13 protein-coding genes are annotated in these 16099 nt (G+C 67.3%); 4 read left to right on the forward strand and 9 right to left on the reverse strand.

Features of this window, described 5'->3' with window-relative positions; translation table 11 throughout:
- The first annotated feature begins 154 nt into the window (after positions 1–154).
- Both ACFU4Z_RS09630 and ACFU4Z_RS09635 read left to right on the forward strand, forming a co-directional pair.
- Positions 155–985: a mycofactocin-coupled SDR family oxidoreductase gene (locus ACFU4Z_RS09630; RefSeq protein ID WP_379061022.1), complete on the forward strand. Its 831-nt coding sequence runs from the start codon at positions 155–157 to the stop codon at positions 983–985.
- Between the two features lie 228 nt (positions 986–1213).
- The gene (locus ACFU4Z_RS09635; protein WP_379061023.1) at positions 1214–3205 is read left to right on the forward strand and encodes a cytochrome c oxidase assembly protein; all 1992 of its coding nucleotides are present in this window, start codon (positions 1214–1216) and stop codon (positions 3203–3205) included.
- Positions 3206–3332: 127 nt separating this feature from the next.
- Here the strand turns inward: ACFU4Z_RS09635 and ACFU4Z_RS09640 are convergent, their stop codons facing one another.
- The 5 genes from ACFU4Z_RS09640 to ACFU4Z_RS09660 are packed head-to-tail and all read right to left on the reverse strand — an operon-like array spanning position 3333 to position 9780.
- Positions 3333–5708: a heavy metal translocating P-type ATPase gene (locus ACFU4Z_RS09640; RefSeq protein WP_379061024.1), complete on the reverse strand. Its 2376-nt coding sequence runs from the start codon at positions 5706–5708 to the stop codon at positions 3333–3335.
- Positions 5709–5720: 12 nt separating this feature from the next.
- Positions 5721–6740 carry a zf-HC2 domain-containing protein gene (locus ACFU4Z_RS09645; RefSeq protein WP_379061025.1) on the reverse strand — a complete coding sequence of 340 codons (1020 nt, stop codon included), beginning with the start codon at positions 6738–6740 and terminating at the stop codon, positions 5721–5723.
- The gene (locus ACFU4Z_RS09650) at positions 6737–7606 is read right to left on the reverse strand and encodes an ABC transporter ATP-binding protein (protein ID WP_379061026.1); all 870 of its coding nucleotides are present in this window, start codon (positions 7604–7606) and stop codon (positions 6737–6739) included. Before ACFU4Z_RS09650 ends, ACFU4Z_RS09645 begins: the two co-directional genes overlap by 4 nt.
- A complete protein-coding gene (locus ACFU4Z_RS09655) occupies positions 7603–8730 on the reverse strand; it encodes a FecCD family ABC transporter permease (RefSeq protein ID WP_379061027.1) in 1128 nt (375 codons plus the stop codon). Before ACFU4Z_RS09655 ends, ACFU4Z_RS09650 begins: the two co-directional genes overlap by 4 nt.
- A 3-nt stretch (positions 8731–8733) precedes the next feature.
- Entirely contained in the window at positions 8734–9780 is a 1047-nt protein-coding gene (locus ACFU4Z_RS09660) for an ABC transporter substrate-binding protein (protein ID WP_379061028.1), read from the reverse strand.
- A 273-nt stretch (positions 9781–10053) separates the two neighbouring features.
- Between ACFU4Z_RS09660 and ACFU4Z_RS09665 the strand changes: the two genes are divergently transcribed.
- Positions 10054–11034: an endonuclease/exonuclease/phosphatase family protein gene (locus tag ACFU4Z_RS09665; protein ID WP_379061029.1), complete on the forward strand. Its 981-nt coding sequence runs from the start codon at positions 10054–10056 to the stop codon at positions 11032–11034.
- On the opposite strand, the gene ACFU4Z_RS09670 is transcribed toward ACFU4Z_RS09665, so the two are convergent.
- On the reverse strand, positions 11031–11618 hold the full coding sequence (locus ACFU4Z_RS09670) for a TetR/AcrR family transcriptional regulator (RefSeq protein WP_379061030.1): 588 nt from the start codon (positions 11616–11618) through the stop codon (positions 11031–11033). The genes ACFU4Z_RS09665 and ACFU4Z_RS09670 overlap by 4 nt on opposite strands.
- 176 nt (positions 11619–11794) lie before the next feature.
- Here ACFU4Z_RS09670 and ACFU4Z_RS09675 point away from each other — a divergent pair, with 176 nt between their 5' ends.
- Positions 11795–12133 (forward strand): STAS domain-containing protein, encoded by a 339-nt coding sequence (locus tag ACFU4Z_RS09675; RefSeq protein WP_379061031.1) that lies wholly within the window; start codon positions 11795–11797, stop codon positions 12131–12133.
- A gap of 21 nt (positions 12134–12154) precedes the next feature.
- Here ACFU4Z_RS09675 and ACFU4Z_RS09680 read toward each other — a convergent pair whose 3' ends face one another.
- From ACFU4Z_RS09680 to ACFU4Z_RS09690, 3 genes are all read right to left on the reverse strand, one after another.
- Positions 12155–13123 (reverse strand): DoxX family membrane protein, encoded by a 969-nt coding sequence (locus tag ACFU4Z_RS09680; protein WP_379061032.1) that lies wholly within the window; start codon positions 13121–13123, stop codon positions 12155–12157.
- Between the two features lie 138 nt (positions 13124–13261).
- On the reverse strand, positions 13262–14113 hold the full coding sequence (locus ACFU4Z_RS09685; RefSeq protein ID WP_379061033.1) for an alpha/beta fold hydrolase: 852 nt from the start codon (positions 14111–14113) through the stop codon (positions 13262–13264).
- Between the two features lie 229 nt (positions 14114–14342).
- Positions 14343–16094 carry an amidohydrolase family protein gene (locus ACFU4Z_RS09690; RefSeq protein ID WP_379061034.1) on the reverse strand — a complete coding sequence of 584 codons (1752 nt, stop codon included), beginning with the start codon at positions 16092–16094 and terminating at the stop codon, positions 14343–14345.
- Between the last annotated feature and the right edge of the window lie 5 nt (positions 16095–16099).

Raw genomic sequence — 16099 nt, forward strand, 5'->3', positions numbered from 1 at the left:
CGCCACCTTCCCAACCGCCGACCAGCCTGTGTCCGGATTATGCGCCTTTTCGATCTCCGAAATGGGCGCTTTCCGCCATTGGCGCCCGGTGGCCGATTCGATCGTGCGACGATGGGTGGGCCTACCGGGCCATGCACGGATAGGGGGTAGAACGATGGGGAATCTCGACGAAAAAGTAGCTGTGATCACCGGTGGAGCGCGCGGCCAAGGTCGCGCCCATGCGGTGGCGCTCGCCGCCGCGGGCGCGGACATCGTGCTGTGCGATATCGCCGGACCGATCGCCACCGTCCCCTACCCGCTGAGTTCCGACGCCGATCTCGCCGAGACCGCAAAACTGGTGGCGGAAACAGGCCGCCGCTGTGTGGCGATCAAGGCCGACGTGCGCAGCGGGCCGGAGATGAACGCGGTGGCCGAGCAGGCCATCGACGAGTTCGGTCGTATCGACATCCTCGTCGCCAATGCCGGCATCTCGTCCAATTCGCCCGTCGCGGAGATGGACGAGCAGACCTGGCAGGACATGATCGACGTCAACCTCACCGGCGTATTCCACAGCTTCCGCGCCGTGGTCCCGTACATGATCGAACGCCGGTGGGGCCGAATCGTGGCGACCTCCTCCATTGTCGGCCGGATGGGCGTCAAGGGCGCCGGCCACTACGCCGCGGCCAAATGGGCGGTGCTGGGTCTGGTCAAATCGTTGTCACTGGAAGTGGTCGAGCACGGGATCACCGTCAACGCGGTCCTGCCCTCCGGCGTGGACACCGACATGATCCAAAACACCGCCATGTGGCGACACCTGATGCCGGACATCGAAAATCCGACCCGCGAAGACGCCATGAAGATGTTCAACTCCGGCCCGCCGAACGGCGACCTGATCGATCCCGCCGAAGTCGCGGAGGCGGTGCTGCTGCTGGTTTCCGATCACGGCCGCCACTTCAACGGTGAAGCTGTGACCATCTCCGGCGGAATGAGCGCGAACGTCACCTGATTTCTCCAACCCCCGCCGCTCGCTGGTGAACCTGCGCGGCTACCAGCACATCCCGATCACCGCGGGCGCACGCAGTCGGATAACGACCACCCGACCCGATTCGACGACGGTAGTCTGTGACGCTCGTCTCATCGAGCCGATTTCCCGTGGGCCTCGGGAACTTTCGCGCGAGTCCAGCCGACGGCTGGACGAGGGCCGGTTTCCCACGCAGGACTTTCCAAGGGATTGGTGGACGACAACGTGCAGGTGCAGCGCTCGACAGTCCACGTCATCTGGTGTGCGGCGGCGCTCGTTTCGCTGGTACTCATTGTCGGATCGGTTCTCGGCGCGGGCGAACTGCCCTATCGAGAAGCGGGCACCGCCTATCCCGGCATCGGGGATGTGCTCGGGTATGTGGTGCTTCGGGTGGTGGCCGCGCTCGCGGGCGCGGTCACGCTCGGATCCCTGGTCTACGCGGTGTGCTGCACCGCCGTCACGGCGGGCGGCCGGGTCGATGTCGACGGGTACGCCGGAGTCCGGGTCGCCGAGCGGGCGGCAGCGGTGTGGTCGGTGTCGGCCTTGCTGCTGGTTCCGGTCACTGCGGGCAATGCGGCAGGCCTGTCGACAGCGGCGGTGTTCCGACTCGGTGCGCTCGGTGCGCTGATCGATGCGAGCGAGAAACCGAAGGCATGGATCGTCGTCGCGGCGTTCGGCGGTGTCTTGACCCTCGCCACTCGATTGACATTGTCCTGGGTCGGGTTGGCGGCGTGGACCGCGTCGGCGGCCATCGCGGTGCTGCCACCGGTGCTGGTCGGCAATGCGGGGGAGGGACCTGACCACGACTACGCCACCGGCGCGATGATCATCTTCCAGATCGCGGTGTCGATACTGCCCGGCCTGGCCTGGTGCGTGGCGGCGCAGGTGTGGCGCAACGGATCTCACGTCGCCATCGCGGTGCGGCGCTGTGTGACGATCGCCCGGCTGTGTCTGGTGGCGGCCGTCGCTAGCGGGCTGGTGCTCGCGGCTGTGCTGTTGCCATGGTCAGCGGTACCGGCATCCGGATACGGGCGGCTCGCGATGGTGGCAGTTGTCCTCGCGATCGGTGTCGCGGTGACGGTGCGGCGGATCGCGGCGGTGTCGAGCCGCGGCGCTTCCTCGGATTCCGCACGTGCCCGGCTGGTGCTCCTGATCGGCGGTGTCGCGGCACTTTCCGCGGTCGCGCTGACGACGATAGTGGCGATGGCGGTCCAGCCCGCGCCCGCCTTCGCCGATCGGACGTTCACCGCGCAAGAGGTGTTCATCGGCTTCAACCTGCCGCAACAGCCCGATGCGATCCGGCTGATGGCAGTGTGGCGCTTCGATATCGTGCTCGCGACCGCGGCCGTCGCCGGTGCCGTCTTGTATGCGGCGGGGGTGCTGAGGCTGCGCCGACGTGGCGACAGCTGGTCGCAGTGGCGTGCGACCTCCTGGGTGAGTGGCTGTGCGGTCCTGCTGATTTCGACGTCGTCGGGTATCGGCAGCTACGGCTATGCCATGTTCAGCGTGCACATGATCACGCACATGGCGTTGAACATGTTCGTGCCCGTGCTCCTGGTGCTCGGTGCTCCCATGACGCTGTTATTGCGCGCGGTGCCCGCCGCTGGACGAGACGAGGTACCCGGTGTGCGCGAATGGGTGCTGCGGCTTCTGCATTCCCGGCCGACCGCGGTCATCGCGCATCCAGGCACGGCGATCGCCGCGTTCGTCGCCTCGCTCTATGGTCTGTATTTCACGCCGCTGTTCGAGAACCTGATCCGATACCACTGGGGTCACGTGCTGATGAACGTGCACTTCCTGATCATCGGCTACCTCTTCTACTGGGGCATCATCGGCATCGACCCCGGCCCGCGCAGGCTGCCGCACCTGGGCAGGCTCGGCATGTTGTTCGCGATCATGCCCTTCCACGCCTTCTTCGGCGTCGCGGTGATGTCGATGAACACCGTGATCGGCGCCCGCTTCTACGACCAGCTCGACCTGCCGTGGCACACCGACCTCCTGTCGGATCAACGGGCCGGCGGCGCAATCGCCTGGGTATCGGGCGAAGTCCCGATTCTGCTCGTCGTCGGCGCACTTCTGTCCCAATGGGTAGCCCAGGATCGCCGCACCGCCGTGCGCAGCGACCGCAAGGACGACGCCTACGCCGACTCCGACCTCGCCGCGTACAACGCCATGCTCGAGCAGCTGGCCGCCACCCGCCGCTGACCGCGGGTCGTGCTCGCCGTTTTTCGCGCTTCGGCGGCGGCAGGCCGAGGTCCATTCGGCGCCAGGAAAGAAGTCGTTTCGCTGTAGTGACCACGTGCGACTTCGAGGCCGCGGATGCGAGCTGCGCTCACTGCCGGAAGCGGGCTCGGCGCAGGCGGAGGCTGTTGGAGACGACGAAGAACGATGAGAATGCCATGGACGCGCCTGCGATCAGGGGATTGAGGTAGCCGAGGGCGGCGATGGGGATGGCGATGACGTTGTAGCCGAAGGCCCAGGCGAGGTTGCCCTTGATGGTGCGCAGGGTGGCGTGGGCCAGTTCGATAGCGTCGGCGACGGCGCCGAGGTCGTCGCGGACCAGGATGACGTCGGCCGCGGCGATGGCGACGTCGGTGCCTGCGCCGATGGCCATGCCGAGGTCGGCGGTGGCGAGGGCGGCGCCGTCGTTGATGCCGTCGCCGACCATGACGACGCGGTGGCCTTGTTCCTGCAGGCCCGCGATCAGCTCGACCTTGCCTTCCGGAAGCAGTTCGGCGACAACCTCAGCGATGCCGATCTCGTCGGCGACCGATTGGGCCGCGTAGGCGTTGTCGCCGGTGAACATCATGGTGCGCAGTCCGAGTCGATGCAGCCGGGCGACCGCGTCGGCGGCCGTCTCCTTCACCGTGTCGGCCACCGCGATCACCGCGCGGGCGAGGCCGTCGACGACGACGAGCACCACCGTGCGCCCGGCCCGTTCCTGCTGCCGCACGATGCGATTCAACGACGGGGGAACCTCGACGCCCTGTTCGTTCAGCAGACGCAGTCGGCCGACGGACACGATCTTGCTTCCCACTACGCCGCTGGCGCCCAATCCCGGTAGCGCCGTGAAGGATTCGACCGCGGGCAGTTCGCCGAGCAGTTCCTTCGCATATCGGGTGATGGCCGCCGCGACGGCATGCTCGGAGGCCGCTTCGACGGCACCGGCCAGCCGCAGCACCTCGGATTCGGTGATCACGTCGCGGTCCGAGCCATCGGCGGTCGCCGTGTTGCCTACAGCTACCGTGCTGTCCGCGGTTGTCGCGCTGTCCACCGGCGCCGTGTCGTTCACCGTCGCTGCCCCGACCACGGATACCGTGACAACGCTCATCGCGCCGTTGGTGACGGTCCCGGTCTTGTCGAGCACCACGGTGTCCACATCCCGCGTGGCTTCCAGTGCCTGGTGGCCTTTGATGAAGATGCCGAGCTGTGCGCCGCGTCCGGACGCCACCATCAATGCCGTCGGAATCGCCAGCCCCAAGGCGCACGGGCACGCGACGACAAGTACCGCGAGTGCGGCTGCCGCTGCCTTCTCCGCGCCGGCGCCGGTCAGCAGCCACGTCACGAAGGTACCGGCGGCAATCGCGAAAACGACGGGCACGAACACCGACGACACCCGGTCGGCCACCCGCTGCATGCGCGCCTTCCCGGTCTGAGCCTGCTCGACCAGCCGGATCATCCCCGACAACTTCGTATCCGCGCCCACCACAGCGGCTTCCACGATCAGCCGTCCTGTCAACGCGGTGGTGCCGCCGATGACCTCCATCCCGGGCGTCACATCCACCGGGATGGATTCGCCGGTCATCGCGCTCGCGTCGACGCTGGATCCGCCGGACACCACCAGGCCGTCGGTCGCAATGGTCTCGCCGGGGCGCACGACGAACCGCTGGCCCTCGACGAGTTCGCCGATCGGCACTCGCATTTCGTGATCGCCACGGGTCAGCACGGTCACCTCGCGAGCACCGAGCGCGGCCAGCGCTCGCAGCGCGCTGCCTGCCGTCCGTTTGGCCTTCGCCTCGAAATACCGACCGGCGAGGACGAACGCGGTGACGCCCGCGGCGACCTCGAGATAGATGGAATCGCTGGACCAGATCGCGTCCCACACCCCGTCCGGTGCGGGCTGTGCGCGATCCGAATGCAGGAACATGGTGTCCAACGACCACAGCGTCGCGGTGATCACTCCGACCGAGACCAGCGTGTCCATGCTCGCGGCAAGGCTTTTCGCGCCGTGGAAGGCGCGCCGGTGGAAGGGCGCCGCCGACCACACCACCACCGGCAACGCCAGCACCGTCAGCATCACTTGCCAGCCGGAGATCCGGGTGGCCGGCACGGTCGCGAACATCACCGACAGGTCGGCAAGGGGGAAGAACAGCAGCAACGCGACAACCAGGCGGCGGAACAGATCGGCGACGGCCGCGTCCTCGGGAGCCGAATCGATCCGGCCCGTATGCGCGACAACAGGTTCCGCGCCATAGCCCGCCGATTCGACATCGGCGCACAGTTGTTCGGCCGTCACGTCGCCGGTGGCATCGATGGTCGCCACACCGGTGGCGTAGTTCACCGAGGCGGTCACGCCGGCTACCTTGTTGAGCTTGCGTTCCACCCGGGTCGCACAGGCCGCGCAGCTCATGCCGGAGACGGCGAGCGAGAGGCGGGCGGTGGGTTCGGTACGGGTGGCGGATTCCGGAAATGCGACGTCGGTGCTCATGTTTCCGTTCGGTCAGGCGGCGGGATCTCGGGTCGATCTGAGGTGGCCGGTGCGACGGCCGAGCTGGGCGCCGGGCGGCAGGACGAGTTCGGTGGGCGGGCTGCTGGTGGTGCGCGAGGGTGGCGAGGTTTGCGGTCGTCGGGTGCGGTGCACGACAACGACCAACACGAGTGCGACGACGAGGACACCGTGGGACAGGACACGCGACAGCGGCACGACCCCCGAGTTCAGATCGCCGATCACGAACGCCGTCAGCGTCGCGACCAGTACACCGAGCACCGGCAGCACGCCCGAGGTCGCGCACGGCCGCAACGCGCAGTAGATGAAGCCGATGCCGATCGCGAGGCTCCACGCGGTGCTTTCGTTCAGCAGGTGCCGGGTCAGATCGCTGCCGTGCTGGTGGCTCATGCCGAAATCTGCCCCCGCGACCTGGCCGATCGCCAAGCCGCACTGCACGCCGCCGAGTACACCGAGCAGCAGCCGGGTCCATACGGTGCGCGAGGAGGTCAGCGCGGTGCGCCAGGACGCGAACCAGGCGGTCATCCACGACCCGAGCGAGGGCCGCGGCCGGTCCAGGTCGGCGGCGGCGAAGATCGCGGCGGTGAGATCGGGTGCGTACCCGGAGCCGCGGCGCAGCAGCCGCGTGGTCTCCACCGCCGCGACGTACCAGGAGCAGCACTCGATGCACTGTTCCAGATGCTCGTCCACCCGCGCCGCGGGAACGGTTTCACGTTCGCCATCGATCCGAGCCGACAGCGCCGTCCGGCACACTTTGCACTCCACGTCGAGATTGTCGTCCACGGGGAGACCGAAGTTCCCCGCACCTACGCCGAGGTCGTGGCGATATGCGGCTGCCCCGCCGGTGCGGTCCGCTCGGGAGTAGTCCGCGCTCACGAAGGCCGCATCGCCGCAACCCGTTTCACCGCCCATCGCAGTGCCAACGGCCGAGCCCGTCTCGTCGATCGGAACATGGCCGCGGTGCCCGTCGAGTAGCCCGCGCAGTGATATTCGGCTCGTCGAGGTCGATGTCATGGCTGGGCGGCAAGGGGGGTGGCGGCGTAGTTGATTCGGATGGTGTGGTCGTCGTGGCGGGTGGTGGTGGCGATGACGCCGAAGACGGTGCGTAGGAGGGCTGGCGTCATGACATCGAGGACCGGGCCCGCGGCGACGACGCGACCGTGGTGCAGGACGACGAGCTGGTCGCAGTAGCGGACGGCCAGGTCCAGTTCGTGCAGAACGGCGAGAGTGGTGATGCCGGTGGAGCGGACCAGGTCGAGCAGTTCGAAGCGGGCGCGGACGTCGAGGTGGTTGGTGAGTTCGTCGAGGACTAGCAGGCGTGGACGTTGCGCGAGCGCTCTGGCCAGCAGGACGCGTTGGCGCTCGCCGCCGGAGAGCGACCCGACGGAGCGGTCGGCGTAGGCGGTCACACCGGTTTCGGCCATCGCCGCTGTGACGGCCGCGCGATCGTCGGCGGTATCGCGGCTGAACAATGCGTGGTGCGGGTTGCGTCCCAGCTCAACCATTTCCGTGACGGTCAGCTCCGGTGATCCGGCGCCACTCTGCAGCACCGCCGCGGTCGAGCGCGCCGCGGTGCGCACGGACATCGCGGTGATGTCGGCCCCGTCGATCAGCACCGCGCCGCTATCGGGTCGCAGCGAACGGTAGATCGTGCGCAGCAGGGTTGTCTTTCCGCTGCCGTTGGGCCCGACCACGCCGACGATCGAGCCCGGAGGGACCTGCATTGTCACCGCATCGAGCGCGGGAGAATTGCCGAACGTGACGGTCACCCCGGTGACAGACAGTTCGGCGGCCGGTGCGATCGCGCCGCCGGGGGGCGTGCCGTTGTCGAAAGCGACAGTCGTTCCGGCAGTAGGTGATTCGGAGGAGTTCTCGGTCATGTCCGGCCCCCGTCGCGGCGCAGCAGCCACAGGAAGAACGGTGCGCCGAACGCGGCGGTGAAGATGCCGAGCGGTAGTTCATCGGGGGCGGCGACGGTGCGTGAAAGCAAGTCCACCGCAACGAGGTAGGCGCCGCCGAGCAATGCCGACAGCGGCAGCGCGCGGCGGTGGTCCATACCGAAGCTCAGGCGCACCAGATGGGGGATCATCAAGCCGACGAACCCGATTCCGCCCGCGACCGCGATCAGCGTGCCGGTCAGCAGGGAGGCCAGCACCAGCAGGATGATCCGGGTCGTGCGCACGTCGACACCGAGGGCGGTGGCCTGTTCGTCGCCGGTGCCGAGCGCATTCAGCCGACGGCCGAAGGTCAGCACCACGGCGACGACGAGCAGCACCACCACCGTGACCGGACCGAGTCGCTCCCAGCTCGCCCCGGCGACACTGCCCATGGTCCAGAACATCACCGCGCGCAGTTCGTTGGGCGTTGCGCGCAACTGGAGGTAGTTCGTCGCCGCCAGTAAGAGATAGCCGACGGCGACGCCGGCCAGGACCAGGCGGATCGGCGCCACCGTGCCACGACGCTGCCCGAGCGCGAATACCACTGCGGCGGTGAGGATCGCGCCGAGGAACGCGGCAGTGGAGACGCCGACGCCGCCGAGCGCCGCTCCCGCGGAAACCATCACCGTCACCGCGCCGAGCGAGGCGCCCGAGGACAGGCCGAGGACGTAGGGGTCGGCGAGCGGATTGTTCACCAGCGCTTGCAGAATCATCCCGGAGACGGCCAGGCCGCAACCGCACAGCGCGGCGAGGATGACGCGCGGCACACGGTAGTTCCATACGATCTGGTCGACGGTGAACCCGACACCGGGTGTCTTACCGCTGACATGGGCGAAGATCACCCGCCCGGTGTCGGCGAGAGAAACGGTGACCGATCCGGCGCTGACCGACACCAGCATCACAGCGCACAGCACGCCCACCGATACGGCGATCGCGACGGGCAGTGGAGTCCCGGCGAAGGGCGCGCGCGTACGGTTCGACCGACCGCCCCACGGGAGCCGGGACCCGAGGCGCTGCAGACCGGATTCCGGCGAGCGCGGAGACGACGCAGCGGCGATGGGCGGCATCGGTCAGAACTGCTCGGGGTGCACGAGCCGGGCGATCTTGTCCACCGCGATGTCGTTGCTTGGACCGAGATAGATCGAATCCGAGAGCGCCACATAGGTCGTGTTCTTGGCGGCATTCCACTGCGGGAACTGATCGAGGATCCGCCGGGCCGCCGCGTCGATATCGGGATTGCGATAGTTCACCACGATCACACCGTCGATCGGTGTCACGGCGAGCTGTTCCTTGCTGATCGTCACGAAGGTGGTGCCGTCGGTGCGGTTGAACGGGTTCACCGCACCGGCCTTGTCGATGATGTCGTTCCAGATTCCGCCCGCCGCGATGGCCGAGAAATCGCCCGCGTCACCCATTCCCATACCGGGAAAGACGAGCAGCACGCTCTTCTTGGGCGCCCCCGCGACTGCGGCGACGGTGTCGGCGATCTTGCGCCGCGATTCGCCGATGAGCTGTTCGGCGCGGCCCGGTACGTCGAAGACCGCGCCGAGGTCGCGCAGCATCGTATAGCTGTCATCGACGCTGGGTGTTCCCGTCACCGCTCCGGACGCGCCGCAGTTCGTGTGTGGCACATAGGTATTCGCGCCCGCGGCGGCCAATTGCTCGCGGGTGGCGAAGCCATGGTCGGCGGCGAAGCCGCCCCCGCCGGTGGAGAGCACGAAGTCCGCGTGCTGCGCGAGCATGGCCTCGCGCGGGATGTCCTGCATGCTGTTGTAGGTGATGCCGCCGGTGGGAAGGGCAGCGATGGCCGCGGCCCGGCCGGGGACATCGGAGAAGCCGTAGGACTGGGCATTGGCCAGGATCCGATTGCCGACGCCCAGCGCGATCAGCGACGAGACCTCGCCGACGGAACCGCCGTTCATGACGACCGCGCGTTCGGGGGCCTCGGTGTAGGTGTAGGGCTTGCCGCAGTTATCGAGGGTGATCGGATAGCGCGTGATCCCCTCGGTCGATGCGAAGGAGCTATCGCCTGCCGGGGAGGATTCGGGCACCGTGGTCGTGCAGCCCGTGAGGGCGAGGATGCCTGCGGCCAGTGCCGGCACGATGGCGCGTTTCATGAGTCCTCCCGCGGAGTCCGCAGCGCTGTCTGCTGCCTGACTACTGAGTCGGACGGCAGTGCCGACTGGTTCCCGCTCGCACCCGAGATTCTCGGCCACGATGATTCGCGCGCTCGCTCGACCGGCGGTGCGCCGGTCAGTTCGACAACAACCGGCCGTTCGGGGCGCCGACCCGGTATTCGAGTAGTCGGTACTCAGGATTTCGGGTGGCCCGCGGAGGACCATCGTTCGTGTCAACAGTTGGTCGGGCCTGTGGAGGATCGGTGCATTGCGATGGTCACCCTGCGTATCGCGACGTTCAATCTGGAAAACTTCGATGAGGTGCCGCCGAACATCCGGCCGTCATTGGCGGACCGGATAGCGGTGATGCGGCCGCAGATCGAGAGGTTGCGGGCCGACGTGCTGTGTCTGCAAGAGGTGCACGGGCAGGAGCGGGCCGGGCAGCCACGGGCTTTGCTCGCCTTGGCGGAACTGCTCGCGGGGACCAAGCAGGCGGGCGCGAATGTCGTCTCGACCCTGGATCCCCACGGCCAGGTCTTCGATCAACGAAACCTGGTCGTGGTCACCTCGCTACCGGTGATGGCGCGGGCGCAACTGCTGAACACGCTGGTCGCGGCGCCGATGTATCAGATACTGACCGCGAGTCCGCCCGCGCCGCAACCGCTGTCGATTCTGCTGGAGCGGCCGATCCTGCATGTGGAACTCGATCTGCAAGGCGCACTGCTGCATGTGATCGTGGTGCATCTGAAATCGAAGCTGCCCACAAATATTCCGGGCCAGAAGATCGATGATTTCACCTGGCGCAGCGCCGACGCGGTGGCCGAGGGCTCATTCATCTCGTCGATGAAGCGGATGAGCCAGGCCGTGGAAGTGCGGCGGCTCGTCGATTCGATCCTCGACCAGGATCCGGCAGCGCGCATCGTGGTCGCGGGGGACTTCAACGCCACCGCCGACGAGGTGCCGCTGGTCGCCATTCGGGGCGATGTCGAGGAAACCGGCAATGGTGCGCTGGCCGGACGGGTGCTGGTGCCGGTCGAGAACACGATTCCCGAGCCTGCCCGGTACTCGCTGCTCCATCACGGCAGGGGGCAGATGCTCGACCACATCCTGGTCACCCGCAATCTGCTTGCCCACTACCGTGGTTCGGAGATTCACAACGAGGTGCTGCACGACGAATCCGGTGCCTTCGCCACCGATGTCAAATATCCCGAGTCCGATCACGCCCCCGTGGTGGCGACGTTCGAATTCGGTTAAGCCGCATCGCTGCGATACTGATCGATCAGGGCGGCCGCCATGCGCTGAGCGCGACGGGCGGCGCCGCGATCGCCCTCGGTCGCGTCGACGATGGAACCCTTCATCAGGATGTGCCAGCAACGGGCGAACTCCTCGGGATCCCGCAGGTCCGCTTCGATCGCTCGGGCGCGCACCACGTCACGAATTCGGTCGAGATGCACGATGCTCGCCCGCCCGGCCGGATGGTTCGGGCCCATTTCCACCAGAACATTGATGAAGGTGCATGCCTCGAAATCCGTGGTGGCAAACCATTCGTCGAATACGTCGAAAATGGCCAGCAAACGCTCTTCCGGTGTGTTGCCGCGCACGTGCGACCGGTGCTCGACGAAGCCGAAGGTCCACAGTCGTTCGCGGCGCGCGAGCACCGCGATGACCAACTCGTCTTTCGTCCGAAAATGCCGGTACAATGTGGCTTTCGCGATCCCGGCCTTGGCGATCACTTCGTCGATGCCGACATCTCGAATACCGCGTCGGGTGAACAACCCGTAGGCAGTGGCCAGAATTCGCTCGCGAGCGCCGACAACTGGGTCGTTGCTGGCAGTCATGGCCATACTCTATCCCTGTACAGAGCTGTGCGACCCTGCTTCACTAGAGAGACAGGTCTGTCCCTGTGTGCCAGCGACGGGCCCCCAGGAGCCAGCCCATGTCCAGCCGTTCTGTGAATGTTGTTGAGTGCACCAGTGTATGTGCGTCCGGCGCAGCAGCGGCGATCCAGTTCTGTGTGAGCCGTCCGCGCGGTGACGTGACACTGATCGAGGTCACCGGTGAGATCGACCTGTGCACCGCGCCGACGCTGCGGGAGAATCTGGTGCGTGCCTTCGGTTTTCAAGCGACCACCATGGTGGTCGATCTGTCACCGGTGACCTTTTTCGCCGCGGCCGGAGTCACCGCGTTGATCGAGGTGCTCGCGGAGGCCGAAAAGTCCGCTCGCCGAATATTTTTGATCACGGCGGGGCGCAGCGTCGGACGCATCATCGAGATCACCGGCCTCGCCTCGAGCCTGCATTGTGTCGGCTCGCTGGACGCCGCGCTGGCCGAAGGATACGAGGCGACGGCCTAGCGCCGACGGCTGCGGAGGAGATCAGCCGCGCCTTGCCTCGACACGATCGCGGGCCGCATCGGCGAGATGCGCCCCGCGCTCGCGGGCGGTCGCCGCCAGTTCGGGTCCACGTTCCTTCGCGATCTCGGCCCAATCCGAACCGCGCCGCCGAGCGGTCTCGGCGATCTCGGGCGCACGTTCCTTGGCGACTTCGGCCCAATCGGCGCCACGGCGCTTGGCTATGTCGGCCAGGATCGCGGCCCGGTGTTTGGCGATCTCGGCCCATTCCGAGCCGTGCTCCTTGGCGATCTCGGCCCACTCCACGCCGTGTTCTCTGGCGAGTTCGGCCAGCTCGGCGCTGCGCTCTTTCGCCACATCGGCCCACTCGGCGCCGTGCTGCTGCGCGACGCCCGCGACCTCGGACCCCTTCACCGCGGCGATTCCGCTCAGTGTGCGTGTGCGCGCGCGCTCGGCGGCCTCGGATGCGTGCTGGCGCAGCGCCTCGCCCGTTGCGCCCTCGGATGCGCCGAAGGGCAGCGCCGCGGAGACCGCGGCGGCGGCGTGGTGGGCCGCGCGCTTGCCGCGCCATCCCAGCGACGGCTTGCCCGCGGTATCGGCGGCCGCGATCATCAGGCCACCGAGCAGACCCATGTCCTTCAGGAACGCGTTGCGTTTAGCGGCCTTGCGGTCCGGATCCTGTTCGGCCCAGAAGTCCTGTTCGGTAACCGTCGCGGGGATCACGGTCGCGGCAAGCACCAGCGAGGCGAGCCTCGGCATCTTGCCCAGCGCCAACAGCACGCCGCCGGACACCTGAGCGATCGCATTGACCCGCACCACCGTCGCGGTGTCCGACGGGAGCTTCGCGGCAAGATTGTCCGGCAGTCGCTCTTCGCCGCGCTGCACGAGCGAGGCAGCGGCCTTGGCGCGCGGTTCCGGATGCATCAGGGTGTCGACCCCGTCGGCGACGAAAGAGGCCGCCAGTAGTGGTCGGGCGAGTCGGCGTAGCAACATGGCATCAAACCCTTTCTCGATGACTATCGACCGGGTTCCCGCAACATATGTCGTCAAACAACACGAGCTGACCTGGCTCTTCGCGCAATCGGCGCACCCGTGGGTGCCGCGAGAGTCAGCTGGCGATTCGAGTGTAGGTCAGCTGTCGGACGTACTTGTGGAGTTACGCACTCGAGCGGTGAGGAACGTCGTGATGACGGTCGTCACCGCGGCGGGGTCTTCGACCATGGGCAGGTGGCCGCAGTCGGGGAGCTCTACTTCGGTGTCCGGGCGCAGGGTGTGGTTGAGGCGCGCGCCCGCGTGGGCCGACAGGATGCGGTTCTGCTTGCCCCAGATGGTGCAGATCGGGGGGAAGCCGGCGGGCGGGCTGAAGGCGTCGAGGTCGGCGAAGCCCGGGAAGTCCTGGACCAGGCCGTGTAGGGCCTGCAGGCGGCCGCGGTCGGACCAGTGGGCGCGCAGTCGGGGCGAGTGGTGCAATTTCTGGCGTCGGCCACGGGCGCCGAGTTGTTCGGTGACGATCCGCGAGACGAGCACTTCGGGCAGCGCCAGCCTGCGGGCCAGTGGACCGAGAGGGAGCCGGGCATCGGCCCATGCCATTGCGGCTTGGCGTCCGGCGCGGACGGTGTTCCAGGTCAGCGGGTTGATCAACACCAGCGCCCGGACGACGGCGGGGTGCGCGATCGTGTAGCGCAGTGAGGTGGCCGCGCCGAGGCAATTGCCGATGAGAACGACGTCGGTGAGGTGCTGCGCGTCGAGGAACGCGCCGAGCATGGCGACATAGTCGTCGAGGCGATAGCCGTCGGCGGGTTGTTCGGATTCGCCGTAGCCGGGCAGGTCGAGCGCGAAGACTTCATGGTCGCCGCGCAGTGCCGTGACCTGATCGCCCCAGATGCGGCGTTGGGTGCCCGCGTTGTGCAGCAGGACGATCGGCGGACCGCTGCCCACCCGGTCGAAGACCACAGCCCGGCCCTGATGCACGAATATCTCCACGTCGCCTCCTTGCGAGTGGCCGGGCGATCATAGTGTGAACGCCGGTTATAGCTAAGGTAGCTCGAGTTCGGCTCCCGCGCGTGCGAATTGGGCCCTACGCTGCACGAATCGGAAAATCAGCGGCAGCGTGCGCCACCCGAGCGCCGCGTACCCGCTCAGCCGCCGGCCGTCGCAGCGGCCTAGCCGCCATGCCGAGGTGACGCTGGCGCGAAGCACTCGGGAGTGCCCCTCAGCTGCCCGCCACGCCTGCCCGCAGGAAGCGGCCGGTCCTCCTGGTGCCGAGGACCGGGGCGGATACGCCGTTGCCGAAGACGTATTCGCCGCCGATCAGCACCGCGGTGACGGTGGCGTCGTTCCGGTTGACCATGCGTGAGAGATTGTCGAACTGGGCGATCGGAGCCTCGGCGTAGGCGTCGGTGGTCTCGTCGAGGTGTTCGGGATCGATCACGACCAGGTCTGCCCGGTCTCCGGCGCGCAGGTGGCCCGCGTCGATGCCGTACCAGTCGGCGAGTTCGCCGGTGATGCGGTGCACAGCGCGTTCCAGCGACAGGATCGGACGACCCGTGCGCTCGGCATCGTGTACTCGGCGGAGGAACCGCAGCCCGAAGTTGTAGAACGCCATATTGCGCAGATGCGCCCCGGCATCCGAGAAGCCCAGTTGCACACCGGGATCGGCGGCGAACCGGTCCAGCACTTCCGGACGGTGGTTGGAAATGGTTGTCCGCCATCGAACCTTGGTGCCGTGCTCGACAACGAGGTCGAGGAAGGCGTCGACCGGGTGCAGCCCGCCCCGATCGACCCCGACCTGGCCGAAGGTCTTACCGAGCACGGTCTGATCCGGGCATTCGACGATCTCGGCATCGAAGAAGTCGCGATGCCAGACGCGCGGGCCGAACTTCTTGTCGTAGTCCTTACGGAAGCGACGGCGGTAGCCTTCGTCGCGCAGCAGTTCCCTGCGCGCCGCGAGCTGGTCGGCCAGGTGCAGCGCGGCCGCACCCGAACCGAACTCCTCGAAGACCGGCAGATCGATGCCGTCGGAGTACACCTCGAACGGCACCGGCAGATGCTGCCACCGGAAGTCGCCGCCCAACGCGTTGAGCACTCTGGCGATCCACGGAAAGATATGCGCCACTGCGGGAATGGCCTTGATGTCCGCCGCGGACAGCAGGCTGACCTTCAGTGGTCTGCGGAAGATCCCGACACTGCTGGCCGCCATCGCGACCAGGCTTTGCGGCCGCGCGACATCGGGGCCGCCCTGCAATGCGCGGCCACGACGCCGCAGTATCGCGTTGAGCCTGCGTCGTTCCCGAGTTGTCGCATAGGTAGAGGGCAGGGTGCGCGATCGACAGACTTCGCCGTCGAGCTTGTCGAACAGCAGCTGCTGCGAGGACATGCCGACGAAGCCCGCGTCCAGCGCCTCCTCGAGTTTCGCCACCATGGCGTCGAGTTCTGCAGCGGTGGGCCGAACGTCCTTGCTGGTGGATCGTTCCAGGCCCATCTGCGCGGCACGGATATCGGAATGCCCGATGAACGCGGCCAGGTTCGGACCTAGCGGCAGCGCTTCCAGCGCGTCGACGAACTCGTGCGCCGTGGTCCAGGTCTTGGTTTCGGTGACAGCCTCGATCACGTGCCGGCGTGGAATGGCTTCGACCCGGCCGAACAGGTCGCCGGCGTCGGAAGCCCCGACGTGCACCGTCGACAGTGAGCACGAACCGAGCAGCACCGTGGTGACGCCGTGCCGGACCGACTCGGCCAGCGATGGAGTTTGCAGTACCTCGACGTCGTAATGCGTATGGATGTCGATCATTCCGGGAATCACCCACTTCCCGGCGGCATCGATGATGTTCGGGCAGCCGGTCTCCTCGAGCGGATCGATCGAGACCACGGCGATTCGGCCGTCACGGATGCCGAGATGGCGGACCGCGGAGGGCGAAGCGGCGCCGTCGAACCAGCGGCCGTCCTTGATGATGGTGTCGTACATGTCTT

Source organism: Nocardia sp. NPDC057440 (genome assembly GCF_042802915.1).
In the GTDB taxonomy this organism is placed as follows: Bacteria; Actinomycetota; Actinomycetes; order Mycobacteriales; family Mycobacteriaceae; genus Nocardia.